General features: G+C 65.6%; 28 protein-coding genes. 4 read left to right on the forward strand and 24 right to left on the reverse strand.

The window, feature by feature from the left end; all coding sequences use genetic code 11:
- Positions 1-79: 79 nt before the first annotated feature.
- The gene (locus N539_RS0108835) at positions 80-502 is read left to right on the forward strand and encodes a VOC family protein (protein WP_028969969.1); all 423 of its coding nucleotides are present in this window, start codon (positions 80-82) and stop codon (positions 500-502) included.
- A 74-nt stretch (positions 503-576) separates the two neighbouring features.
- Here the strand turns inward: N539_RS0108835 and N539_RS0108840 are convergent, their stop codons facing one another.
- The 24 genes from N539_RS0108840 to N539_RS16310 all read right to left on the reverse strand — a co-directional run bounded on the left by N539_RS0108840 (position 577) and on the right by N539_RS16310 (position 20,625).
- Complete coding sequence (locus N539_RS0108840; protein ID WP_028969970.1) at positions 577-1,458, reverse strand: hemolysin family protein; 882 nt, start codon at positions 1,456-1,458, stop codon at positions 577-579.
- Positions 1,458-1,961, reverse strand: coding sequence for an rRNA maturation RNase YbeY (ybeY, locus tag N539_RS0108845; protein WP_331280082.1), 504 nt, complete (start codon positions 1,959-1,961; stop codon positions 1,458-1,460). The genes N539_RS0108840 and ybeY overlap by 1 nt, the downstream gene beginning before the upstream one ends.
- A complete protein-coding gene (locus N539_RS0108850) occupies positions 1,958-2,950 on the reverse strand; it encodes a PhoH family protein (RefSeq protein ID WP_028969972.1) in 993 nt (330 codons plus the stop codon). Before N539_RS0108850 ends, ybeY begins: the two co-directional genes overlap by 4 nt.
- Entirely contained in the window at positions 2,950-4,257 is a 1,308-nt protein-coding gene (miaB, locus tag N539_RS0108855) for a tRNA (N6-isopentenyl adenosine(37)-C2)-methylthiotransferase MiaB (RefSeq protein WP_028969973.1), read from the reverse strand. Before miaB ends, N539_RS0108850 begins: the two co-directional genes overlap by 1 nt.
- A complete protein-coding gene (locus N539_RS16290; protein ID WP_081774292.1) occupies positions 4,254-5,108 on the reverse strand; it encodes a lysophospholipid acyltransferase family protein in 855 nt (284 codons plus the stop codon). The genes miaB and N539_RS16290 overlap by 4 nt, the downstream gene beginning before the upstream one ends.
- Entirely contained in the window at positions 5,002-5,424 is a 423-nt protein-coding gene (locus N539_RS0108865; protein WP_028969974.1) for a Fur family transcriptional regulator, read from the reverse strand. The genes N539_RS16290 and N539_RS0108865 overlap by 107 nt, the downstream gene beginning before the upstream one ends.
- 86 nt (positions 5,425-5,510) lie before the next feature.
- Positions 5,511-5,921 carry a MucR family transcriptional regulator gene (locus N539_RS0108870; RefSeq protein ID WP_443027627.1) on the reverse strand — a complete coding sequence of 137 codons (411 nt, stop codon included), beginning with the start codon at positions 5,919-5,921 and terminating at the stop codon, positions 5,511-5,513.
- Between the two features lie 132 nt (positions 5,922-6,053).
- Positions 6,054-6,542, reverse strand: a complete 489-nt coding sequence (locus N539_RS0108875) for a GNAT family N-acetyltransferase (protein ID WP_051531675.1) — start codon at positions 6,540-6,542, stop codon at positions 6,054-6,056.
- Complete coding sequence (tsaB, locus tag N539_RS0108880; protein WP_028969977.1) at positions 6,539-7,150, reverse strand: tRNA (adenosine(37)-N6)-threonylcarbamoyltransferase complex dimerization subunit type 1 TsaB; 612 nt, start codon at positions 7,148-7,150, stop codon at positions 6,539-6,541. The genes N539_RS0108875 and tsaB overlap by 4 nt, the downstream gene beginning before the upstream one ends.
- A 46-nt stretch (positions 7,151-7,196) precedes the next feature.
- The gene (locus N539_RS0108885) at positions 7,197-7,772 is read right to left on the reverse strand and encodes a NifU family protein (protein ID WP_028969978.1); all 576 of its coding nucleotides are present in this window, start codon (positions 7,770-7,772) and stop codon (positions 7,197-7,199) included.
- A 31-nt stretch (positions 7,773-7,803) separates the two neighbouring features.
- Entirely contained in the window at positions 7,804-8,439 is a 636-nt protein-coding gene (locus tag N539_RS0108890) for a cytochrome b/b6 domain-containing protein (protein WP_197018392.1), read from the reverse strand.
- Positions 8,440-8,465: 26 nt separating this feature from the next.
- Positions 8,466-8,888 carry a c-type cytochrome gene (locus N539_RS16295; RefSeq protein ID WP_051531676.1) on the reverse strand — a complete coding sequence of 141 codons (423 nt, stop codon included), beginning with the start codon at positions 8,886-8,888 and terminating at the stop codon, positions 8,466-8,468.
- Between the two features lie 57 nt (positions 8,889-8,945).
- Positions 8,946-9,851: a 3-hydroxyisobutyrate dehydrogenase gene (gene mmsB, locus N539_RS0108900; RefSeq protein ID WP_028969980.1), complete on the reverse strand. Its 906-nt coding sequence runs from the start codon at positions 9,849-9,851 to the stop codon at positions 8,946-8,948.
- A 2-nt stretch (positions 9,852-9,853) separates the two neighbouring features.
- Positions 9,854-10,630 carry an enoyl-CoA hydratase gene (locus tag N539_RS0108905; RefSeq protein WP_028969981.1) on the reverse strand — a complete coding sequence of 259 codons (777 nt, stop codon included), beginning with the start codon at positions 10,628-10,630 and terminating at the stop codon, positions 9,854-9,856.
- A gap of 10 nt (positions 10,631-10,640) precedes the next feature.
- On the reverse strand, positions 10,641-11,708 hold the full coding sequence (locus N539_RS0108910) for an enoyl-CoA hydratase/isomerase family protein (protein ID WP_028969982.1): 1,068 nt from the start codon (positions 11,706-11,708) through the stop codon (positions 10,641-10,643).
- An 8-nt stretch (positions 11,709-11,716) separates the two neighbouring features.
- On the reverse strand, positions 11,717-13,342 hold the full coding sequence (locus N539_RS16300; protein ID WP_156029854.1) for a PHA/PHB synthase family protein: 1,626 nt from the start codon (positions 13,340-13,342) through the stop codon (positions 11,717-11,719).
- Positions 13,343-13,346: 4 nt separating this feature from the next.
- Positions 13,347-14,489: an acyl-CoA dehydrogenase family protein gene (locus tag N539_RS0108920; protein WP_028969983.1), complete on the reverse strand. Its 1,143-nt coding sequence runs from the start codon at positions 14,487-14,489 to the stop codon at positions 13,347-13,349.
- 52 nt (positions 14,490-14,541) lie between these two features.
- Positions 14,542-14,772, reverse strand: coding sequence for a hypothetical protein (locus N539_RS0108925; RefSeq protein WP_028969984.1), 231 nt, complete (start codon positions 14,770-14,772; stop codon positions 14,542-14,544).
- A complete protein-coding gene (locus N539_RS17780; RefSeq protein WP_051531678.1) occupies positions 14,756-15,250 on the reverse strand; it encodes a hypothetical protein in 495 nt (164 codons plus the stop codon). The genes N539_RS0108925 and N539_RS17780 overlap by 17 nt, the downstream gene beginning before the upstream one ends.
- Before the next feature lie 39 nt (positions 15,251-15,289).
- A complete protein-coding gene (locus tag N539_RS0108935; protein WP_028969985.1) occupies positions 15,290-15,727 on the reverse strand; it encodes a hypothetical protein in 438 nt (145 codons plus the stop codon).
- Between the two features lie 69 nt (positions 15,728-15,796).
- On the reverse strand, positions 15,797-16,666 hold the full coding sequence (locus tag N539_RS0108940; protein WP_028969986.1) for a TolB family protein: 870 nt from the start codon (positions 16,664-16,666) through the stop codon (positions 15,797-15,799).
- Positions 16,667-16,734: 68 nt separating this feature from the next.
- The gene (locus tag N539_RS0108945; protein ID WP_051531679.1) at positions 16,735-17,673 is read right to left on the reverse strand and encodes a polysaccharide deacetylase family protein; all 939 of its coding nucleotides are present in this window, start codon (positions 17,671-17,673) and stop codon (positions 16,735-16,737) included.
- Between the two features lie 4 nt (positions 17,674-17,677).
- Entirely contained in the window at positions 17,678-19,177 is a 1,500-nt protein-coding gene (locus N539_RS0108950) for a CoA-acylating methylmalonate-semialdehyde dehydrogenase (protein WP_028969988.1), read from the reverse strand.
- An 83-nt stretch (positions 19,178-19,260) separates the two neighbouring features.
- Positions 19,261-20,625, reverse strand: a complete 1,365-nt coding sequence (locus N539_RS16310) for a hypothetical protein (RefSeq protein ID WP_156029855.1) — start codon at positions 20,623-20,625, stop codon at positions 19,261-19,263.
- A 218-nt stretch (positions 20,626-20,843) separates the two neighbouring features.
- Between N539_RS16310 and N539_RS16315 the strand changes: the two genes are divergently transcribed.
- From N539_RS16315 to N539_RS0108970, 3 genes are all read left to right on the forward strand, one after another.
- Complete coding sequence (locus tag N539_RS16315) at positions 20,844-21,725, forward strand: DMT family transporter (RefSeq protein ID WP_037552717.1); 882 nt, start codon at positions 20,844-20,846, stop codon at positions 21,723-21,725.
- A complete protein-coding gene (locus tag N539_RS0108965; protein ID WP_028969989.1) occupies positions 21,722-23,158 on the forward strand; it encodes a M20/M25/M40 family metallo-hydrolase in 1,437 nt (478 codons plus the stop codon). The genes N539_RS16315 and N539_RS0108965 overlap by 4 nt, the downstream gene beginning before the upstream one ends.
- Before the next feature lie 98 nt (positions 23,159-23,256).
- Positions 23,257-23,520 carry a DksA/TraR family C4-type zinc finger protein gene (locus N539_RS0108970; protein ID WP_028969990.1) on the forward strand — a complete coding sequence of 88 codons (264 nt, stop codon included), beginning with the start codon at positions 23,257-23,259 and terminating at the stop codon, positions 23,518-23,520.
- Positions 23,521-23,527 lie beyond the last annotated feature (7 nt).

Consider the following 23,527-nt stretch of genomic DNA (forward strand, 5'->3'; position numbering starts at 1 on the left):
CGTTGGAACGAACCCCCGGCCCGCCTCTTGGTTGCCGCAGCCTCTGGACAGGTTCAACGCGGACGGCCAGTTGAGCCGTATGAGCGTTCCGCCGTTCCACCTTGCCTTTCCGGTCGACGATCTCGCCGCCGCGCGCGCTTTCTATGGCGGGCTGATTGGCTGTCCCGAAGGGCGCAGCGCCGATCACTGGGTCGACTTCGATCTCCATGGCCACCAGATCGTGGCGCACCTCGCGCCTGATGCGGTGCCCAACCGCGCGAGCAATCCGGTTGACGGGGAAGAGGTGCCGGTGCCGCACTTTGGATTGGTGCTGGCGATGGATGAGTGGACGGCATTGGCCGACCGCTTGCAGACGGCCGGTGTCGAGTTCGTGATCCCGCCGACCGTGCGCTTCGCCGGCGAACCTGGCGAGCAGGCGACGATGTTCCTGCTCGACCCCGCCGGCAATGCCCTCGAGTTCAAGGCGATGGCCGACCCGGCGAACCTGTTCGCGACTAGTTAGCCGTCATTGCGAGGAGCCAAAGGCGACGCGGCAATCCAGCAGGCTAGATTGCTTCGCTACGCTCGCAATGACGCTTATTTGGCTTCTGCCTCACCCTCCGGCGCATGGAGGCGGACGCGCTTGATGCGCTTGCTGTCGGCGTCCGCGCTTTCGAGACGCCAGCCGGAGGGATGAAGCACCGACTCGCCGGGCTGGAGGATGCGGCCGGCGAGGAGGAACGTCAGGCCGCCGACGGTGTCCACTTCGTCATCTTCGGCAGCGAGGCGCGGGTCCACCGCGGCGCACAGCTCGTCGAGCTCGAGCCGGGCGTCGGCTTCCCACAAGCCGTCGTCGAGCAAGGTCAGCAATCCAGCTTCGGCCTCGTCATGCTCGTCCTCGATGTCACCGACGATCTCCTCGACGACGTCCTCGATCGTCACCAGCCCGTCGGTGCCGCCAAACTCATCGACGACGATCGCGAGGTGAACGTGTTCGGCGCGCATCTGGGCGAGGAGGTCGATGACCCCCATCGATTCCGGCACGAACAGGGGGGCGCGGAGCAGCTTTTCGATCGACCGGTCGCGCGTCGAATCGACGCTGGCCATGAACACGTCCTTGATGTGGATCATGCCGATCACTTCATCGAGGCTGTTGCGGTAGACCGGCAGGCGGCTGTGCCCGGCGTCGGCGAAGGCCTCGACCAGACCTTCGAAGCTGATCGTCGAGGGCACCGCAATGATGTCGCCGCGCGTGACGCACACGTCACCCGCAGTCTGGTCGCCGAAGTGCAGCAGGTTCCTCAGCATCTGCCGCTCGGATGAGCTCAAGTCGCCGGCGACCGGCCGTGCGTCTTCGGCTTCCTCGATCGCTTCCTCGATCTGGTCGCGCAGCGTCGGCTCGGCGTCGTCGCCGAAGATCAGATGCTGGATGCCGCGCCACAGGCGCGAGCCGCCGTCGTCGTCCTGCCGTGTGGCCATCAGACGCGCTCGTAGGGATTGCGGATGCCAAGGCGAGCGAGCGCGCGCACCTCACGAAATTCCATTTCGGCAGCATCGGCGTCGTCGAGATGATCGTAGCCGAGAAGGTGAAGCGTGCCGTGGACCAAGAGGTGCGTCGCATGCTCCTCGAATGGCACGCCTTTTTCTCCGGCTTCGGCTTCGCAGACGCCGTGAGCCAAGATAATATCGCCTAGCAACAATTCTTTCTGTGCAACATTCTCATCCTGCAATTCGTACGATTCCGCCATCGGAAAGGACAGAACGTTGGTCGGCCTGTCCTTCCCGCGCCACTTGGCGTTGAGTGCGCGGACGTGATCATCACTCGTCAGGCACACCGAAATCTCGACCGGGCGGCCGGACATGGCGAGATCGGGAAAAGCGCTTTCGGCGATCGCCGCCTCGGCGGCCTTGCGGACCAGCGGCGCCCACGGGCGGCTACTGTCCCATTCCTCATCCGTATCGAGGGCGATCTCGAGCATCATGCGTTGGGGCCCTCATAGGCCTCTACGATGCGTCCGACGAGGGGGTGGCGAACGACGTCGGCCGAGGTGAAGCGGACGACCGAGATGCTCTTGATGCGCTCGAGCCGGGCGACGGCGTCGGCGAGGCCGGACTTGCCGGGGTCGGGCAAGTCGACTTGGTGGGGGTCGCCGCAGATCACCATCCGGCTGCGCATGCCGAAACGGGTCAGGAACATCTTCATCTGCAGCGGCGTCGTGTTCTGCGCCTCGTCGAGGATGATGAATGCGTCGTTGAGCGTGCGCCCGCGCATGAATGCGATCGGCGCGATCTCGATTTCGCCCGACGCGATCCGCCGCTCGACCTGCTCGGTCGGAAGCATGTCGTAGAGCGCATCGTAGAGCGGCCGGAGATAGGGATCGACCTTCTCCTTCATGTCGCCGGGGAGGAAGCCCAAGCGCTCGCCCGCTTCGACCGCGGGGCGCGACAGGATCAGACGGTCGACGCTGCCGCTGATCAGCTGCGACACCGCCTGGGCGACGGCGAGATAGGTCTTGCCGGTGCCGGCGGGGCCGAGGCCGAAGATCATGTCGTCGCGCGCCAGCGCCTCCATGTACGGCGTCTGCATCGCCGAGCGCGGGACGATCGTCTTCTTGCGGGTACGGATCATGACGCTGGGCGCCGAAGTGACCTCGTCGTGGATGATGCCGTCGAGGCTCGGCTGGGCGGCCATGCCGAGCACCGCCTCGACCGCCTCCGCGTCGACGTCATGACCGCTGTCGAGCCGGTTGTAGAGGCCGATCAGCACGTCGCGAGCGCGGCCGGCGGCATCGGCCTCGCCCTCGATCTGGACCTTGTTCCCGCGCGCGGCGATGTGGACGCCGAGGCGGTTCTCGATGGTGATCAGGTGGCGGTCGTAATCGCCGAACAAGGGGCCGAGCAGATAGGGCTGCTCGAACTCGAGCTCGAGGCGGGCGCGGTCCGCCACCGCGGCGAGGTCTCGGCGGGCCATCAGGCGGCGACTTTTTGCAGGATGGCGCCAGTCATGCTGCGCGGGCCAGCGGCGACCAGGGTCGCATCGATAATGTCGCCGGGCCCGGCATCGGTGGCGACATGGACCGATTGCAGCCAAGGCGAGCGGCCGATCATCTGCCCGGCGTGCCGACCCATGCGCTCGATCAGGATTTGCGTGTTTTGACCCACTTTCCCGGCATTGAACGCAAGCTGGTGCGCCTCGATCCGTTCGTGCAGCCGAGCCAGACGGTCTTCCATGATTTCGGTGGGAATCTGTTTCTCCATGGTTGCGGCGGGCGTGCCCGGCCGCGCGCTATATTTGAACGAATAGGCCGCCGCGTAGCCGACTTCATCGACGATATTCAGAGTAGCCTGGAAGTCCGCCTCGGTTTCACCCGGGAAGCCGACGATGAAGTCGCCGGACAAAGCGATGTCGGGGCGGGCGGCGCGCATCTTATCCATAATCCGCAGGTATGTTTCAGTGCTGTGGCTGCGGTTCATCGCCTTGAGGATGTGATCGCTGCCCGACTGCACCGGCAGGTGGAGGTAAGGCATCAGCTTGTCGACCTCGCCATGCACGGCGATGAGGTCGTCGCTCATGTCGGCGGGGTGGCTGGTGGTGTAGCGGATGCGCTCCAGGCCATCGATCCCGGCGAGGGCTCGGATGAGATCGGCCAGGCCATGCTTCCCGTCGCTCCACGCGTTCACATTCTGGCCGAGCAGGACGATCTCGCACGCCCCGGCGTCGACCAAGGACCGCGCCTCGGCCACGATGGCGTCCCATGGCCGCGAGACCTCGGCGCCGCGCGTGTAGGGCACCACGCAATAGGTGCAGAATTTGTCGCAGCCTTCCTGAATGGTCAGGAACGCGCTGGGGTTGGCCTTGCGGCGCGCCGGAAACGCCTCGAACTTGCTGATCGTCGGCATATCGGTGTCGACCGGCCGGTTGCCGCCGACCGCGGCGTCGACCATCTCGGGAAGCCGGTGATAGGCTTGCGGGCCGACAACGATGTCGATCATTGGCGAACGCCGCTGCGCCTCCGCGCCCTCGGCCTGGGCGACGCAGCCGGCGAGCGCGATCAGCGGTTTCGATCCGTCTTCGCGCCTGAGCCTGCCGACGTCCGAATACGCCTTCTCGGCGGCTTTCTCGCGGATGTGGCAGGTGTTGAGCACGACGAGATCGGCGTCGTCCGCTTCGGCGGTCGCGGACATGCCCCGCGCGGCCAGCAACTCGCTCATCCGTTCGCCGTCGTAGACGTTCATCTGACAGCCGAAGTTTTTGATTTTGAAAGTCTTGGGAGTCATTTCTCCCCGCTTATAGGCGAGTGGCTTCGTAACGTTAAGCCGAGCGCCTCGCCGATCGCATTGCGGGCAGCCGCGGCCAGCTGCTTGCGGTCGCCGGAGCGGTTGAGCGGGGCCAGCAGCTTCACCGTAACGGGCAGAATGCCGCGGCGGCCGAGGATGCGGAGCACATTGGCCTTGCCCGGTTCCTCCCACCACCCGACTTCCGCGGCGGCATCGCCGTAATCGATTGCCACGGGCCGGATTTCAACGTCCTTGCCGGCATAGTTCGCGGCTTCGAGAAGGGTCGAACGGAATGGCAGCAGATGCGTGCCCGGCCCCGTCGTACCTTCGGGAAAGAGAGCGACCGGTTTGTCGCCGTCGAGCGCCCGGGCGATGGCGACCGCCTGGTCCTTCGCGCCCTTCACGTGGCCGCGCTTGACGTAAACGGTCGCGTTCTGGTCGGCCAGCCAGTGGATGAAGCCGTGCCCGAGCTCATCCTTGGACACGAACGCGCAGCCGGTCGCTCCGGAAAGAACGAGGATGTCGAGCCAGCTGGTGTGATTGCCGACCAGCAAGGTATGCGGCCGAGCGTCGGCGCCCTCGCGGCGGATGCGAGCCCCGACCAGCCAGGCGACGGCGCCCAAGAAGCGCGGCGGCCAAGGCGAACGGCGGAACAGTCGCGTGCTGGCGATATGCAGGGGGGCGAGCACCAGGAACAGGCCCGCAACGGCTGCCAGGCGCAGCGCGACAAGCAGGCGCGAGGGCTTAGCGATCGCGATCGAGGGTGACGCCGTAAAGCTCCATGCGATGGTCGACGAGGCGGAAACCGAGGCGTTCGGCGATGCGCTTCTGAAGCGCTTCCAGCTCGTCATCGACGAACTCGATCACCTTGCCCGTCTCGACATCGATCAAATGGTCGTGGTGGCTTTCGGACGCCGCCTCATAGCGCGAGCGGCCGTCGCCGAATTCATGGCGCTCGAGGATGCCGGCTTCCTCGAACAGGCGCACGGTGCGGTAGACCGTGGCGATCGAGATATTGGAGTCCACCGAGGCGGCACGGGCGTGCAAGGTCTCAACGTCGGGATGATCTTCGCTCTCGCCGAGGACGCGCGCGATAATCTTGCGCTGCTCGGTGATCCGCAGGCCCTTGTCGGCGCACAGCGCCTCGATGTCGATGGTGCGGGTCATGGCGTCTAGGTAAGCATCGCGAAGGGCCGGGTCAAAGGGCGAAGCAAGCCAATTCTCTCACCGGGCCTGCTTCGCCGATCGGAGATTTACTTGCGCGTCCGCTTACGCTTGGTGCCCAGCCCGATCGCCTTGGCCAGCGTGCGGCGCTGCTCGGCGTAATTGGGCGCGACCATCGGATAGTCGGGCGAAAGTCCCCACTTCTGCCGATATTGGTCGGGCGTCAGATTATAATGAGTCATCAGGTGCCTCTTGAGCATCTTGAGGCGCTTACCGTCTTCGAGGCAGACGATATAGTCGGGCTTGACCGACGAGCGGATCGAAACCTTGGGCTCGGGCCGCGGTTCGGGCGCCGCGGAGGCCCCGGAAATCCCGGTTAGTGCAGAGTGCACGTTCTGGATCAGAGTCGGCAGATCATTGACGGCGACGCTATTGTTGCTGACGTGGGCCGCGACAATGTCGGCGGTAAGTGTCAGCAACGTGTCTTGGGTATCGTTCATTTCGGCCATGGACGAATTCCTGAAAAAGAGCAGAGACCCATGCAGTCTTTAAGGCCGCATGTGCACTCGCCTTACGCTCCGTAAATCAGGGGTGCAACCACACCTAAAGTTAAGGCCTAGAAAAACCCAAGATCAAAGCTCTAACGCGTAGGTCAGCGCGTCGAAGCGCAAGCCATCGGCGCCGTGGTAATAGTTGCGCCGGCGTCCGACCTGGGTGAATCCGGCCGAGCGATACATGCTGATCGCCGGGTTGCCATCGCGAACTTCGAGGTGGACGCGAGCAATGCCGTCGTTCTGTGCCTGGCCGATGAAATCATCAAGGAGACGCATGCCGACGCCCTCGCGATGGCGTGAGGGAAGGACGGCAAGGAGCAAAAGCTCCGACTCCCCGGCGATGCTGCGGAAGAGCGAAAAGCCGATGATCGCACCGCTATGGGCGTCGCGCGCGAGCCTCAGCGACACACCGGACATGGGCAGGATCCCGGCGCATTGCGACTGGGTCCAGGCCTCTCCGTAGCGGTTGCCAAAGGCGTCGGTCATGACCTTCATGACCCCATCGAGGTCGGCGGATTTGCCGGTCTCGAGGCGCACAATTCGATCGAGCGCGGGGGTTGCCATCATGCGGCCTCCAGCGCGCGCGCATCGGGTGCGCGGGCATAGACGGGCTTGGCGGACAGGGTTCGCAACGCCGCGGGCAGAAGAAAAGCGTCGGCGGCGGAAGGGAAGCCGTCGCGGGCCTCGCCCCAGCCGCGGGCGTCGACCACCCGAGCGGCGCCCGAACCGACGACGAGGTCGGCACGGATCGCTTCGGCCGCTTCGGCGGGAGGCAGGTTCCTCAGCTCCGATCGGGGCTCGAGGCTGTCGCCGTCGAATTCCTGGACGAACAATTCGCCATGGCCCCCGCTCATCGCCGCGGCGACTTGCCCCTGTCCCCTTGCGCTCGCCGCGAGAAGCGCCAGCGAGGACAGGCCCCGAAGTTCGGCGTTCCAGCCAATGGCCAGGCCATAAGCGGCAGCGATGCCGACGCGAATGCCGGTGAAGCTGCCCGGGCCGACCCCGACGATGATTTGCGCGGCTCGACGGCCGTCGAGCATTTCGGCAAGCATCGGGACCAGCCGCTCGGCGTGGCCGCGTCCGATGATCTCGTCCCTGCGCGTTAGGCAGGTCTCCGCTCCGTCGAACAAAGCGGCGGTGCAGGCGGCGGTCGACGTGTCGAGCGCGAGGATCATAAACGGATGATGGTCACAAGCGGCGTAAGCCGCAACCCCTCGGCGGTCAGACGGCCTCGACCGTCTCGACCTCCGGGACGTAGTGGCGGATCAGGCTCTCGATCCCCCGCTTCAAGGTGACGGTGGACGAGGGGCAGCCCGAACAGGCGCCGTGCAGTGACAGGTAAAGGTGCCCGTCGCGATAGCCTTTGTAAACAATGTCGCCGCCATCCTGCGCGACCGCGGGGCGCACTCGGGTCTCGATCAGGTCCTTGATCTGGTCGATGATGTCGGCGTCCGCCGGATCTTCTTTGATCGACGGCGGTTCGTCGGCGATGTGGATGCCGGCGGCGGTGCCCGGCGCGAACAGCGGCGCGCCGCTGACGAAATGGTCGAGCAAGGTTTCGATGACGACCGGCTCGAGATCGGTCCACGAGACGCCTGGCGCTGCGGTCACCGAGACGAAGTCGCGGCCATAGAACACGCCCTCGACAAGGCCGCTGGCGAACAAGGCGGCGGCAAGCGGCGAAGCCTCAGCGCTGTCCGCGTCGGCGAAGTCGCGGGTGCCCGCCTCCATCACGGTCTGGCTGGGCAGGAATTTGCGCGTCGCCGGATTGGGCGTTTGCTCGGTGTGGATCAGCATGGCCCCGATGTGGTCCCGCGATGGGTTTCGATCAAGAACCAAAGGGCGGCGCGCCGGCCACGACCCATCGGGCGATCGCGAAGGCGGCAATGAGGCAGAGCAGGGCGGTCCACCACTTCCCCGGGCGCATCGGAGCAACGCCCTCAGTGAGCACCGCCTTGCCTGTGAGCATCGGCAGCGTCAGCTTCCGCCCGCGCAGACGGTAGACGGCAATTGCCGCGACGTGGAGGATGATGAGGCCGAGCACGACGTTGAACCACAGCTCATGAATGTCGCGCGCCTGATCGGAGGTGTCGGAGCTGACCAACCGGGCGAGCGGACCCATGTAGAGTCCGTCCTTATCCTGGGAGACGAGGCCAAGCCCGACCTGCACGGCCACGGCGGCGAGCAGGGCAATGACGCTCAATGCGCCCAGGGGCGAATGGCCGATGCCGGTCCAGCGTCCGCTCAGATCGTCGCGGACCGCCGCGGGACCGCGGACAAAACCGGCGAAGCGCGCGGTGGAGCTGCCGAAAACACCCCACAGGAGGCGGAAAATCAGCGCGGTGAGGATCGCGACACCGGACCAGATATGCCAGTCCGTATGATCATTCTTGACGGACCACCAACTGAACAGGATCAGGGCGGCGAGCAGCCAATGAAAAATCCGCGTCGGCAGGTCCCACACCCGCTGCATTTGATCCGGCCCGCCGCTCAGTGGTGCATCTCCGTTCGGTATTTGTCGTGACAGGCCTTGCAGGCTTGCCCCAGGTCCCCGGATTGAGCGCGGATCAGGGCGAGATCGCTGCTCCGCGCGGCCGCGTTGAAGGCACGTGCCTCAGCCTGGAAGTCGCGCATCTTCACGACGAAGTCCTGCGGGTTTTGCCAGATTTCGGGCTTCGCGCCAGTCTTTCCGAGCTCGGGACCGGTGCCCTGCGGGAACCAATGCGACGCCTTCGCCGACAGCGTCTGGATGGTCCTCGCGGAGGATCGGATCGTGTTGAGGTTGGGCGACGACGCATCGAGCTCGCGATGAAGCGCTTTGAAGTTCTTGCCAATCGTTTCCATGCCCTCGTGGCGCTCATGCATGATGGCGAGCGCCTTCGATTTGGGAAGCGCTGCGGCGGCGAGAGCCATTCCCGCGGTGGTTAGGGTAAGGACCGCAACGGCGGCGAATAGTCGAGTGCGCATAGGTTACTTCTGCTCCTCCGGAACCTTCCAGCTGTCGTCGATCATCTTGATGATGCCGGAGAAATCTTTCGCCCCACCGCCGCGGTCGACGAAGCGCTGGAACAGCTCCTCGGCCTCACCGCCCATCGGCGCGTAGCCGCCGACGCTGCGCACCGCCTCGGCCGCGAGCTTGAGGTCCTTGAGCATCAGCGCCGCCGCGAACCCGCCTTCGTAATCGTGGTCCGCCGGCGTGTCCGGCCCCACGCCTGGCACGGGCGCGTAGCTGGTCATCGACCAGCTCTGGCCCGACGCCTTGGACGAAATGTCGAAGAACACCTGCGGGTCGAGGCCGAGCTTTCGCGCGAGTACGAACCCCTCGCAGGTGACGATCATGGTCGCGCCGAGGATCATGTTGTTGCAGATCTTCGCGCCCTGGCCAGCGCCGAGATCGCCCGCGTGGATGACCGCCTTGGCCATGGGCTCGAGAATCGGACGCGCCTTTTTGAAAGCCTCGTCGGTGCCGCCGACCATGAAGGTGAGGGTGCCGCCAGCGGCCGCGGCGATCCCGCCCGAGACCGGCGCATCGACAAACTCGAAGCCGCGCGCCTTCATCGCATCGCCCACTTCGCGGGCGGAGGCGACGTCGATCGTCGAGCAATCGATCAGCAGGGCGCCGGGCTTGGCGTTGGGCGCGACGTCGTTCTCATAGACGGCGCGGACGTGCTGCGCGGCGGGAAGCATGGTGATCACGACGTCGGCGTCCTTGACCGCCTCGGCAGCCGAGGGTGCGACACTGCAGCCGCCCTCCGACGCCTTGGCGACCGCTTCCGCAACCAGGTCGAACGCGTGGACCTCATGCCCCGCCTTGGCGAGGTTCGGCGCCATCCCGCCACCCATGTGGCCGAGGCCGATGAATGCGATCCGCGCCATGACTATCGACCCTTCCAATTCCCCGGCCGCTTCTCGACGAAGGCGGCCATGCCTTCCTTCTGATCCTCGGTGCCGAACAGGCCGTGGAACAGGCGGCGCTCGAAGCGGATGCCCTGGGCCAGGGGAAGCTCAAGGGCGGCGTTGACCATTTCTTTGGTCGCCATTGCGGCCAGTGGCGGCATGGCGGCGATCGCCTCGGCGGTCTTCATCGTCTCGGTCATGAGCTCGTTGGCGGGGACGACTTTCGCCACGAGGCCGGCACGCTCAGCCTCGGCGGCGTCCATCATCCGGCCGGTCAGGCACATCTCCATCGCCTTGGCCTTGCCCACCGCCTGGGTGAGGCGCTGCGAGCCGCCCATGCCGGGGGTCACGCCGAGCTTGATCTCCGGCTGGCCGAACTTCGCGCTGTCGGCGGCGATGATGAGGTCCGCCATCATCGCGACCTCGCAGCCGCCGCCGAGCGCATAGCCGGCGACCGCGGCGATCCACGGCTTGCGCGTCGCGGTGACATGCTCCCAGCCGGCGAAGAAGTTCGCCGAATACATGTCGGCGAAGCCCTGGCCCTGCATCTCCTTGATGTCGGCGCCGGCGGCGAACGCCTTTTCGGAGCCGGTCAGCACCAGGCAGTGCTGGGCCGGGTCGGCGTCATAGGCAGCGAACACCTCGGTCAATTCCCTAAGCACGGTGGAATTGAGTGCGTTCAGCGCCTGCGGACGGTTCAACGTGACGAGGGTCACCGCGCCGCGCTGCTCGACCAGGATGGTTTCGTAATCGCTCATTTTGGCTCCGTCAGAAATCGAACGGCCGCCACTGCTCTTCCGGCGGCAGCGGCTCGAAGAATTTGTCGACGTCGGCATCGCCAATCACCGCGGGATTGGTCGGATGCCAGTTGGGCTTGTTGTCCTTGTCGATGAGGCGCGCGCGGACCCCCTCCTTGAAGTCGGGATGGCGGATCAGCCGGACCATGATGCCGTATTCCATCCGCATCTCGTCGACGAAGTGCAGCTGATACGGGCTTTCGACCAGCATCTTGAGGCTGACCTTGCAGGCCATCGGCGACTTGCCGCGGATGATCTCGGCTTCGCGCGCCGCCCAGCCGTCGCCTTCCGCGGCCGCCGCGTCGAGAGCATCCAGAATCTCCTCGAGCCGGTCGGAGGCGAACAATCGGTCGATCTGCTTGAGACGGCCGAGGATCGGAGCGTCGGGCACGTCTTCGGCGCCGAGCTCGTCGAGGATCGCTTCGGTCCGGAACGGCTGGGCGATAATCCGCTCCTTGGCCTCCTCGAGCCGGTCGGAGGGGAGATAATGGGTCGCGAGCCTGAGGCCGAGGCATTCGGCGCCGTTCAACCGGTCGCCGGTCAGCGCGAGATATTGCGCGAGGCGGCCGCGCAGGCGCGACAGATAGCGGCCGCCGCCGACGTCCGGGAAAATGCCGATGGTCGTCTCCGGCATGGCGAGGACGGTGTGCTCCGTCGCGACCCGGAAGCGGCACGGGCAGGCGATCCCGACGCCGCCGCCCATGGTGATCCCGTCCATGAAGGCGACGCCCGGCTTGGGGTAGGTATATTCGAGGTGGTTGAGGCGATATTCGTCGAAGAAGAAGGCACGCGCCGCCGCTTCATGGCCGTCGACGTTGAGCGCGATGTCGACGACATCGCCGCCGGCGCAGAAGCCGCGGCCTTCGGTGTGATCGATGAGAATGATGCGGACGTCGGGGTCGTCACGCCATTCGAGCAGCGCCGACGCCATGTCGCGGACCATCTGCCGGTTGAGGCTGTGCAGCGCGTTGGGCCGGTTGAGGCGCAGGCGGCCGGCCATGCCCTCCTTCTCGGTGATGACGTCCCGGGTCGCGGTCATCGCGTCCATCACGGCATCATCGCGTAACGGCCGGGGGCCGGCTCGATCGGATCCTGCGGCGGGCACGGCGCGACCTGCTTGCCGCTGCCATGATCGCCCAGCCACTTGGTCCACCACGGCCACCAGCTACCCTCGTGCTGGGTCGCGGTGTCGAGCCACTTCGTCGCGCTCTCCGGCTGCTCGGCGTTGGTCCAATAGCCGTGCTTGTTGGCGCTCGGCGGATTGACGATGCCGGCGTTGTGGCCCGAGCCGCCGAGGATGAAATCGGCGCCGAGGTGCCGCGCGCCGCCGTAAACGGCTTCCCACGCCGAGACGTGATCGTCTTTCAGCGCAATGACGAGAACCGGCGTGGTGATCGCCGCCAGGTCGATGGCGACGTCGCCGACCATGAAACCCGCCGGTTCCTTGAGCCGGTTCTCGAGCAGCAGCTCGCGGTTGTAGCTCTTGAGGAAGGCCGCGGGGATGCGGGCGCCGTCCTCGAACCAATAGAGCAGGTCAGACGGCGGGGCAGGGCGGTCGAGCAAATAATGGTTCACGACGGAAGACCAGATGAGGTCGTTGGCGCGCATCGCCGCGAACAACCGCTGCAGCTCGAGGCTGTCGGCGAAGCCCTGTGCTTCGAGGTGCTCTTCGATCGCTCCAAGATGCGCCTCGTGGACGAACGCCGACCAGTCGCGCATGTCCGAAAAGTCGACCAGCGCACCGATGAGGGTCGCGGAATTGACCTCGTCGGCGCGGCCCTTGGCGGCGAGCCAGGCGAGGGCGATCGCGGTCAGCGTTCCGCCAAGGCAGAAAGAGAACAGGTCGGGCGCGGCGCCGGTCGCCTTGCGGACCTGTTCAACGGCCGCAACGATGCCCGACAGGACATAGTCGCCGACGTTCTTGTTCTTGAGCTCGGGGCCGGGGTTGACCCAGCTGATCACGAACACGGTGCGGCCCTCGTCGACCAGCCATTTGACCAGGCTTTGGCGCGGCACGAGGTCGATCATGTAATAGCGGTTCACCAGCGGCGGAACGTAGAGCAGCGGTTCGGCCGCGACCTTGTCGGTGGTGGGCGTGTACTGAATGAGCTGGAACAGCTCGTTCTCGAAGACGACCGCGCCGGGGGTGGCGGCGATGGTCTTGCCCTTCTCGAATGCATTGGGGTCGGTCCGGCGCTGGACAATGCCCTTGCCGCTGCCGACGTCCTCGAGGAGGTTGAGAAACCCCTGGACGAGGTTGGCGCCGCCGGTCTCCTTGACCCGCTTGACGACCTCCGGGTTGGTGGTCGCGAAGTTGGTCGGCGCAACCGCGTTCAGATATTGGTCGAGAAGAAAGCGCGCCATGGCGCCGTTGGAGCTGTCACCGGCGCTGCGTTCAACCGCGTCGCGCAGCTGGCGCGAGGCGAGCAGGTAGGAATCGCGGATCGCGCGATAATAGGGGTCGTCCTGCCATTCGACGGACGAGAAACGGCGATCGCGCGGCTTGTCCGACGGTTTCCCAGCCAGCGCATCCGACCAGAAGTCGCTCCACTGCTTCGCCGCTTCGAGCTGGACGTTGAGCAGCTCGGCGGGACGAGCGGCAAGGCCGATCGCCGCTTCGCCGGCAGCCTGGGCAAGCGCGAACGGATCAAACGGGAGCGGGGCCTTCTTCATCACCCTACTGCCGCAGCAAATCGCGGCTGACGATCACGCGCATGATCTGGTTGGTGCCCTCGAGGATCGAATGAACGCGAAGGTCGCGCCAGAAGCGTTCGATCGGATAATCCATCAGATAGCCATAGCCGCCGTGCAGCTGAAGCGCGCGGTCGACCACCGACGAGCCGGTGTCGGTCGCCAGGCGCTTGGCCATCGCAGCGAAGCGCGTCTTGTCGGGTGCGTTGGCGGTGACTTTCGCTGCGGCGACATAGAGCAGACAGCGGGCGGCCTGCAGCTCGGTTTCCATGTCGGCAAGCGTGAACTGGGTCGCCTGGAAATCGGCGATCGGGTTGCCGAACTGCTTGCGGTCCTTGGTATATTTGATCGATTCGTCGAGGCAGCGCTGCGCCCCTCCAAGCGAGCAGGCGCCGATGTTGAGGCGGCCGCCGTCGAGCCCCATCATGGCGATGCGGAAGCCTTCGCCCTCGGCACCGACGCGATTGGCGACGGGGACGCGGACCTCGTCGAAATTGACTTGCGCGGTCGGTTGCGAGTGCCAGCCGAGCTTCTTTTCCTGAGCGCCGAAGCTGACTCCCTTCATGTCCTTCTCGACCACCAGCGCGGTGATGCCCTTGGGACCTTCCTCGCCGGTGCGCGCCATGGTCACATAGATCTCGTTCTCGCCGCCGCCCGAGATGAATGCCTTGGAGCCGGAGACGACATAATGGTCGCCATCGAGCACCGCTTTGGTCTTGAGCGCGGCAGCGTCGGAGCCCGAGGACGGCTCGGTCAGACAATAGCTCCCCATCCGCTCCATCGGGATCATCGACGGCAGGTATTTCTGCTTGACCTCGGCGGAGCCGAAGCGGTCGATCATCCACGCGGCCATGTTGTGGATCGAGATGAACGCGCTGGTCGACGGGCAGCCGTAGGCCATCGCCTCCATGATGAGCGCGGCTTCGAGCCGGCCGAGACCGATCCCGCCCGCTTCCTCGCTGACGTAGATCGCGCCGAAGCCCAGCTCCGCGGCCTCGCGGATCGTGTCGCGTGGAAAAATGTGCTTCTCGTCCCACTCGGCGGCGTGTGGGGAAATGGCGTCGGCGGTGAACTTACGCGCCATCTCCTGAATCTGGAGCTGGTCGTCGGTGAGGTCGAATTGCGTCATCGCGCCGGCGCTCTAGCCCGCGGGTTCCTTTCGAAGCAATCCTTTGCCGGGGTCAGTAGCCGTTGCCGGTCGCGTTCACGTCACTGTCGGTGTCGAAGCCGTTGGCGAGCTCGTTCGATGGGGTCTCACTGCTTTCATCGGCCGGCAGCGTTTCGATATCGTTGGGCGAGACATTATTGATATCGATGGCGACGTTCTGGTCGGATTGCGGCGCCTGCTTGTGGCAGCCGGCCAACGCCGCGAGAGCGAGGAACGCCGGCAGGACCTTAAGTGCATTTCGCATAGGTGAAGCTCGCGGTTGGATTGGTTTCCGTTCGGACAAGATCGCGTCCCTGAAGCTTGATCGATTCAAACTTGGACCACGTTTGCCCCTCTCCGGTAAAGTCGAAATTACCGCTGATCGAATCCTCGTCCGCCTGAATGTCCCGCGCCGGCACGGCGCGCGACTCATAGAAGCGCAGCTCGGTGGCGTTGACGATCAACAGGCCCTTGGCGTCGCCGATGGTCGAGGTGCAGTCGCCGGGCGTCAGTCCCCAGCGGCCCTGAAGCGCGGCGGGAATCGCGGCCGATGGAGCAGATGTGCCGCCGGCTGGAGTCGTCGCGTTTTGGGGCGGCGCCCCATCGGGGCTGGGCGAATCGACATTGCCCGGGGGAAGTCCGGCGGTGTTATTGGCTTCTGCCGCGACCGGGTCGCGGCCGCTGCAAGCGACGATCCCGGCCATCAGGGAGCAAGCGAGAATCGGGCCGGCGACGCGAAACATGCGGCCTCAACACTCCGCACGGCAAAGTTGTTTCGCGGCCTAGTTGCTGATTGCGGCGAGGCAATCGACGCCTTCGTCCGCGCGGTCCGTGAAATTGGCATGGCTGAAGAACCAGCGGTCGCCTTTGAACCCGTGGAAGGAGCCGCTGGTCAGACGAAGCGCGAACGCCGTCTGGTCGGACACGATGTAAGTGATGCCTCCGCCGTCGGCCGTTTGGGTCAAAGCGGTCTCGCCATAGTGCATGACCACGGTCCCGGGCTCCGGCCGGGCGCCGGTGTGGATGTTCACTTCCCGGCCGCCGATGACCAGCCGCGTCGCCTGCGGCGCCTGGCCCTGGGGCAGCACGAGCGCGCGATCGCCCGAAGCCAGGGAAATGGCGTACCCGCCGCCGCAGAAATTGCCCGGGCCGCGATATTCGATCGTGCGCGGACCGGTCCATTGGGCCTGAGCGGCCAGTGCAAGCGCTAACAGGATCATGGTTCACCCCCCCGATCGCCGAGGCGATCGGCTGGCGCTTACGCCGAAAGCCGATGTGGAGCCAGCAATCTAGCTCGAGCAACGGCCGCCGCGAACACCGAGGCGATAGATCTTCGAGCCGTCGGGATCGAAGCGCACGAAATAGATCGAACGGCCGTTTGGCGCCCACGCAGCATAAGCGTCCTTCGCTTGGCCGGTGGTCAGCCGCCGCCGAACGCTGCCATCGCTTCGCATGATGTAAAGATTGGGCTGCGCGCCTGGACTTGGCACCGCGCTGAACGCCAGCCAACGCCCGTCGGGCGATAGAGCGGGGTAGGCTTCTTCGGCGGGGGTGGCACCGATCAGCTTCTCGTGGCCTGTGGGCAAGTCACGAATGACGACATCGTAATTGTCGCCGTCCGTCTGACGGTGGAAGAGCAGCTTGCGACCGCGATCGAACAAATGGCCATGCGCCTCGTAGCGAGGATCGCTCGTCAGCTGCTTCAGATGTCCGTCGGCGCGGGCGGCCAGATAGAGATCGGATGTCCCGCTCCGCGTCGAGTTGAACAGGATCGAGCGGCCGTCCGCCGAATAGGAGGCCAGCCATTCTCCGGACGGACCCGACGCGAACGTGCGACTCTTGCCCGTGCGGCGATCGAGCTCGACGACCTCGGTCCGAAGAGAACGGTCGGCGGCATAATTGGCGGAGACAAGGAAACGCCCGTCGGGAGAAAAGGACGCTGCGTTATTGAGGGCGGCAAGGTCGGTACGCTTACCGGACTGGAGATTGAGGAGGTAGGCGCGGCGCTCTACGTTGGGGGCATTGCCGCGGTCCCAGCCGACCGCCAGCGTCTTACCATCCGGCGATATGCCGTCGAACATGATGTGGTTTTCGTGCGGTGCTCCAGCGATCAGGGTCGTTGCGCACATCGCCGATGCCGCGAGGGCGAGCAGGATCATGGTTCACCCCCGGTTGCCGGAACGGTTGGCAGCGTTATCGCGAAAACGAGAGTGCGCCAAATCGAGCTTCAATGCGCTGGCGGTTGCGGGGCTTCGTGCAGCACTCGCTCAGCAAACAGGCGATTGGCGAGCGTCATATCGTTGCGCTCGTACCAGCGCGGCTTGGGGACGCCCTTTTCCCAGGCGGCGAGCTCGAGCAGGGTGCCGTTGGCCGATGGCACGTCGGGCGCCAGCTTCGCGATGGGATCGGCATAGGCTTCGTCGGCCGTGATGATTGCCCATCCATCCGCGCGAAAGGCGCGAACGAGATCGACGATGAACAGTGCGGCAATGTCGGTTTCGTGGAGGACAATCACCTGCGCCGGCTGGCGCCCCCAGGTCTTGCGCGAGAGCTGATCGGCGAAATCGGCCGCGCCGACCATCGTGCTGACATAAAGGTCGCGAAGGCCGGCCATGTCGACCTTCTTGCCCGCTTTCACCGCGTCCGCGGTCAGTGACTCGATGTTCCAGTCGGAGCCGTCGACCGTCGCATAGCCGTTGTGGAGTCCGCGCGCCTGGAGGCCGGCGCGGACCGCGTCCCGCTTGGCTTTGTCCTCCTGGCCCTCGTCCAGGAACGGGTAGCGGAACCACGGGCGCCGGCCTTCGCGGCCTTTCAACCAGGCTTCGGCCTTGTCGACGTCGGCGAGGTAATCGGCGGCCGTCATCCCGCTCAAGTGCGGGTGGGTGAAGCTGTGGTCGGCGATGACATGGCCGGCGGCGACATAGGCCTTGATCCGTTCCTCTCCGCCAGCGCCGTCGTCGTGGCCGATTTGTCCGGGCACAATATAGAAAGCGGCTTGCCTGACGCCCGCCTCATGGAGGCCGGCGATCAGCCGGATCGTGCGTTCGTCGGGCGTGAAGAAAGCGCCACGGTCGCGCGGCACGTCATCGAACGTCAGCGCGATGCGCTTCTCCGCGGTTGCCGGCGCCGCCAACAGCAGCAGCAGCGCCGCGATCAGCCAGCGCACGTCTTTAGCCGAAGGTCGGGATGTTGAATGCGTTCTCGCCGTGCGGGCCGCCGTCCGGCCAGCGCTGGGTCACGACCTTGTTCTTGGTCCAGAAGCGCAGGCCCTCCTGGCCGTATTGGCCGATGTCGCCGAAGCCCGAGCGCTTCCACCCGCCGAAGCTGTGATAGCTGACGGGCACCGGGATCGGCACGTTGATCCCGACCATCCCGACGTTGACGCGCGCCGTGAATTCTCGCGCGGCGTGGCCGTTGCGGGTGAAGATCGCGACGCCGTTGCCATATTCATGCTCCGACGGGAGCTTCACCGCTTCATCGAAATCGGCGGCGCGGACCATCTGGAGGACCGGTCCGAAGATCTCGTCCTTGTACGTCTTCATGCCGGGCTTCACGTGGTCGAACAGGGTCGGGCCGATGAAGAAGCCCTCCTCATGGCCCTGAAGCGTGAAGCCGCGGCCGTCGACGACCAGCTCGGCGCCCTCGTCGATGCCCATCTGGATGTAAGTCTCGATCCGCTGCTTGTGGGCCTTGCTGACGACCGGGCCGTAATGCGCCTCGGGATCGGTCGAGACGCCGACGCGCAGCCCCTCGATCGCCGGGATCAGCTTTTTGCGCAGCGCGTCGGCGGTGTCGTCGCCGACCGGCACGACCACCGGAAGAGCCATGCACCGCTCGCCGGCCGAGCCGAAGGCGGCGCCGGCGAGATCGTTGACGACCTGGTCGAGGTCGGCGTCGGGCATGACGATGCCGTGGTTCTTGGCGCCGCCGAAGGCTTGGACCCGCTTCCCGTTCGCGGTGCCGCGCGAGTAGATATATTGCGCGATGTCCGAGGATCCAACGAAGCTGATCGCAGCGATGTCGGGATGGTCGAGGATCGCGTCGACCATTTCCTTGTCCCCATGAACGACGTTTAGGATGCCGTCGGGCAGGCCCGCTTCAGTCATCAGCTCGGCAAGGCGGATGGGGACGCTGGGGTCGCGCTCGGACGGCTTGACGATGAACGCGTTGCCGCAGGCGATCGCCATGCCGAACATCCACATCGGGATCATCGCGGGGAAGTTGAACGGGGTGATGCCGGCACCGATGCCGAGCGGCTGGCGCATCGAATAGACATCGATGCCCGGCCCCGCGCCGACGGTATATTCGCCTTTCAGCGCCTGCGGGATGCCGCAGCAATATTCGATCACCTCGAGCCCGCGCTGAACGTCGCCGCGGGCATCGGCGACGACCTTGCCGTGCTCGCTGCTCAGCAGGTGCGCGAGCTCGTCCATGTTCCGTTCGACCAGCTCCTTGAACTTGAACATGACGCGGGCGCGGCGCTGCGGGTTGGTCGCGGCCCATTCGGGCTGGGCAGCCTTGGCTGCGTCGACGGCCTTCTGGAGGTCGGAAGCGGTGCCGAAGCGGACCCGGGCCTGGACCTGGCCCTGGTTGGGGTCGAACACGTCGCCCTGGCGTTCGCCGCTAGCGAAGGTGGAACCGCCGATGAAATGGTCGATGCTGCGGAGCATGGATGCGCGTCCTGAACTGCGATGGTCTGGAATTGCTGGTCCACTAGCGGAGCAAGGGAGCCATTGCCAGTCGTTGGCAGTGCTTATGGAGCAGCTGCGCCGACCTCCGCCGCGTCATACGCACGCGGGTCGAGCTTGCGCAGAACGCCGTCGATCCCGTCGCGATTGAAGCCCTTGTAGCCGTCGTTCCGCTCAATATTCTCAAGGTGCGCTACGATCGCTCCGTTGAGGCGGATCTGCTCGGCTTCGTCGGCGGGCAGGTGCCCGTCGGCTTCGAGCTGATCCACCCGCCGGGGATCGACGGCTGCCCAATCGCCATGGGTGAGCTCCTGGTAGAGATGATCGAAGTCGGAGAAGGGGCTCATCATCTCGATCCCTTCCGCGCGCAGATGACCCTGCAACACCCGGCGATCGTACAGGCCGGCGACGTGATTGAGTCCTGCTTCGAGAATCGACTCCCCGTGGAGGAATGACAGGACGCCCGCGCGCCTGGGCTGGGGCAGCTCGGGCAGCTCCTCATGCGCGAAGTCGATCGCCAGCTCCTCGGGGGCGAGGTCAACGTCGGCGAAGATGGTGCTTTTGAGGGTCGGCTGTTCGAGCACCTGGCTGCCCCAGCCCGCAAGCTCGCCGGCATAAAGCATTTCGCGCAGCTGATAGCCGAGCGTTTCGAGGATGCGGATCGTGTGCCGATAGTGGCGCCGGGAGCTGTCATAGGTGTGGTGGTCGATGTTCGCCCAGCCGATGCCAAGGGCGTCCTGCCGTTCCTTCTGCCGCCGTCCGGCGCGGCAGCGCGACATCCAGAAATTGCGCTCGGCGCGAAGCCACAGGTCGCATGCCCAATCCGCCCCTAGATCGGCGACGGCAGCTTCGGCCAGTGTCTCGGTGTGGGCGAGCCCTTGCTCAACGGTGTCGAATTGCCGTCGCCGCGCGGTGAAGGATTGGAGATGGATGCGCGCGGCGCGAATGCGACCCGGCTCGATCGCCGGGATGTCATAGCCCGAATGGCCGGCCCGCTCGAGCGCGCCGAATGCAATCTGGTCGCAAGTGAATGCGACGAGGCGGCGCGCGGGGCCGTATCGGACGCCTTCGATCGGGGCGTCAGGACCGTGCCGGGCGGCAAACAGATCGGCATTCTCGACCCGGAACCAGCTGGTCAGCGGGCCGGATCGGCGGACGAACGCGGGGAAATAACCGCCGGGATGCTCCCAGACCCCATCCGCGCCGACCCAGCCGGCGCGCTCGATGCGCTCCACGGTCAGGTCGTCATCGAAGGTCATGTGGTCGAGGATGTCGCGCAGGCGGACGCCGGTGCCGGCGAGGAGGGCAGTGCCGAATTGCCGCGCTGGCGGACATCGCCCCAATCGTTCATCGAGCAATTGTCGAAGAAGCGTCTCCGCGGCGGGTTGCGTCGACCAATTGCGATTCTTGTATGAACTATGCGGCGACATGGCACCGTCCCCCTTGCTCGCGGGGTCGCTCGCCGAGCCTAGGTTGCAAGTCAATTTGGTGGCTTACGAGATGGCCTTTTCAGTCCCCTGGCGCCTTAGAAAGTGAAGCAAATTCGGTCCCTTACCAGCACAGTTCGCCGTCCGATGGCCGGGCAGCTTTAGAGGTGGTGCGAGCCAAGCCCGCCGGGCGTGCAGCGGAGCCTCGGGTTGCGCTCGGGATGGGATTGCGGCTGATCAGCGCGCTGGCGCTGGCGCTGATGTTCGCCGGCGTGAAGTGGGTCGGCGAGCGCGGCGCTGGGGTCGCCGAGACCTTGTTCTACCGGCAGATCGGGTCGGTTGTCTGTGCAGCGACCTTCGTCGCACTCGGCCCGGGCTTCGGATCGCTGCGGACCAAGCGGTTTGGCGCGCATGCGCTGCGGATGGCGATCGGCGTCATCGCGATGCTGCTCAATTTCCTGATGGTTACGCTGCTGCCGCTGGCCGAAGCGACGGCCATCGGCTTCTCGGTGCCGATCTTCGCGACTCTGCTGGCGGCGGTGGTACTGCGCGAGCCGACCGGCAAATGGCGCTGGGGCGCGGTAACCGTCGGATTCCTAGGCGTGCTGGTGATCGTCCAGCCCGGCAGCGGTCATATCAGCGGTTACGGCGGGCTGGTCGCGCTCGGGGCGGTGGTCAGCACCGCCGGCGCAACCATCGCCATCCGCCATTTGGGCGCCACCGAGGCGGTCGCGACGACGGTGTTCTGGTTCGGCCTGACCTCGCTGGTTCCGCTCGGTCTCGCCATGCCGTTCGTCGCGCATGCGCATGACGCGGGGACCTTCGCGGCGATCGCCGGATTGAGCCTTGCCGGAGGGATCGCGCAGCTCGCGCTGACCGGCGCGCTGCGGCTGGCGCCGGTCGCCCTCGTGATGCCGATGGATTATTCGGCCTTGTTGTGGGCGAGCCTGCTGGGACTGTTGCTGTTCGGCCAGGCACCGTCGCACTGGACCTGGGTCGGCGCCCCGATCGTCATGGCTGCCGGGCTGGTCATCCTGTGGCGCGAGCATCGGCTTCGAATCGCTGGAAGTGCGCTCGCTGCGGTGCCAGAAGTGCAGGAATGAAACGCACCATTTTCGCCCTTTCGTCGGTTATGCTGATCGGCGCCGCTCCGCCGCCGTCGCCCGATGCGAGGCTGCGCGCGATCATCGCTCCGGCCAGCCCGGTGCGGCTACGGCAGACGATCGAAACGCTCGTCAGCTTCGGGACACGGCATACGCTGTCGTCCCAGACCGACCCCAAGCGCGGCATCGGGGCGGCGTTCAACTGGGCGGAGGCGGAGTTCAATCGAACCTCTGCGGCGTGCGGCAATTGCCTCGCCGTGGCGCGGACGAGCGACACATTCACCGGCGACCGCTTGCCCGCGCCGACCAGGATCACCGATGTGTTCGCGATCCAGCGCGGCACCGAGCGGCCCAACGACGTGGTCATCATCCAGGGCCATATCGACAGCCGTGTGACCGATCCGATGAATGCGACGTCCGATGCTCCCGGCGCGAACGACGACGGATCGGGCGTTGCTGCCGTGCTAGAGGCGGCGCGCGTGCTCTCGAAGCACAAGTTCTCGGGCACTATCGTTTACGCGACCCTGATGGGCGAGGAGCAGGGGCTGTACGGCGGCAAGGTGCTGGCGGCCTATGCGAAGGCGCAGGGCTGGAACGTCGTCGCCGTCCTCAACAACGACATCATCGGTAACAGCTGCTCCTCGGATGGCGTGTGCGATTCGACGCATGCGCGGGTGTTGTCGGAAGGCCCGCGGTCACAGGGGCAGGACGATCTTGCGGCGGCGACGCACAGCCTCGGCGGTGAGAACGACAGCCCGTCGCGCAACATCTCGCGCTACCTCGACAGCCTCGCGGACCGGCTGAGGATCGGGCTCGACGTGCGGCAGATCTGGCGGACCGACCGCTTCGGCCGCGGCGGTGACCATATCCCGTTCCTCGAGCTCGGCTTTCCCGCGGCGCGGATCAGCGTCGCGGTCGAGAATTACGATTGGCAGCACCAGGACCTGCGCACCGAGAACGGCAAGCGCTACGGCGACACCATCGACCATGTCGATTTCGCTTACCTCGCCAAGATGACCAAGCTGAACATCGCCGCGCTCGCCGCCATCGCCAGCGCCCCGCCGCCGCCCGAGCCGAAGGTCGAGGGCGCGGTCAGCACGGATACGACGGTGACTTGGGCCGACGTCGGCGGCGCTACAAACTACCGGATGTACATGAGGCGGACCGACGCTGCGAATTGGGAGCGAGCTAGCTACAATGGCCATTTCTTCGCGACCCCTCTTTGCATGTTTGATACGAACGAGAGGAGGAAAAAGCCCGGCGACGGTACGTGTTTGCCTTTCAAGGCCACACTGGATCACATCCGCGTCGACGATTGGGTGTTCGGCGTCTCGTCGGTGAGCAAGGACGGGTTCGAGAGCCCGGTCGCCTCGGCGGTTCCGGGCGGGGCGTTCAAGCCTTATGTCGCGCCGCCGAAGGACGAGAAGAAGTAGCCGTCATTGCGAGCGGAGCGAAGCAATCCAGATAGACGTTGGTGCCGCTGGATTGCTTCGTCGCTTCGCTCCTCGCAATGACGAAAAGGAGGCATCTCATGGCCGGCGGATGGACGCGCGACGGCGCGGTTGAGCAGCAGATCGAGGATACGGTGAAGGATGCCGTGCTTCGAGCTCGCGCTTTGACGCCGCACGGCCACAGCGCCGAGGAATGCGACGATTGCGGCGAGCCGATCCCGAAGAAGCGGCGCGATGCGCTGCCCGGAGTGCGCACGTGCGTCGCCTGCCAGACGACGCGCGATAAGGCGGTCACGCATTCGACCATCAATCGCCGCGGAAGCAAGGATAGCCAGCTGCGGTAGGCGCGTT

The sequence above is a fragment of the Sphingomonas sp. URHD0057 genome, assembly GCF_000620665.1.
In the GTDB taxonomy this organism is placed as follows: domain Bacteria; phylum Pseudomonadota; class Alphaproteobacteria; order Sphingomonadales; family Sphingomonadaceae; genus Sphingomicrobium.